Origin of the sequence: Catenulispora pinisilvae (assembly GCF_015356865.1) — a bacterium.
Lineage (GTDB): Bacteria > Actinomycetota > Actinomycetes > Streptomycetales > Catenulisporaceae > Catenulispora > Catenulispora pinisilvae.
Window position 1 is genome coordinate 1 of sequence record NZ_JAAFZA010000585.1, and the last position, 521, is coordinate 521.

The window sequence follows — 521 nt, forward strand, 5'->3', positions numbered from 1 at the left end:
CATCACCCCAGCCCCTTAGGCTGCCCGTCCTGCCAGCGCATCCCCCACCCGTACATCCGGTCCAGTTCCGACTGGAACCCCGTCGTGAACTGCACCTCGCGCTGGATCACCAGGTCCGGGCCGTGGCGCAGGAGCAGTGCCACGGCGCAGGACTTCGCCTGCGGGATCGGGTTCTCCAGCTTGATCTCCAGTGGGTTGCCGATGGCCGGGTGGAGGGTGACCTTCGCGTTGGCTCCGTCGAAGGCGCCTTGGTAGGCGAAGACGAAGATGAGGACCCGGCTCAGTTCGTCCGCGTGGTCGAGGTTGATGAACAGGTTCTCGCCTATGGCGCTGCCGCTGCGGTCGTCCTGGTCCAGGCGGATGTAGGGCGGGCGTTCGAAGTCGCCGCGGCGGTGGCCCAGGGCCTGGACCACTCCTCGTTGGCCGGCTGCGAATTCGTAGAGGCAGCCGAGGTCCAGGTCGACGAGGCGGCCGTGGCTGATCGGGGGTGGTTCCAGGCGGCGGGAGGAGAGTTTCAGGCC

1 protein-coding gene is annotated in these 521 nt (G+C 67.8%); it reads right to left on the reverse strand.

From position 1 onward, the window contains the following. Positions 1-2: 2 nt before the first annotated feature. Positions 3-521 (reverse strand): Tellurium resistance (locus tag IZR01_RS49525; RefSeq protein ID WP_194927925.1); only part of this gene is annotated, 519 nt, incomplete at its 5' end.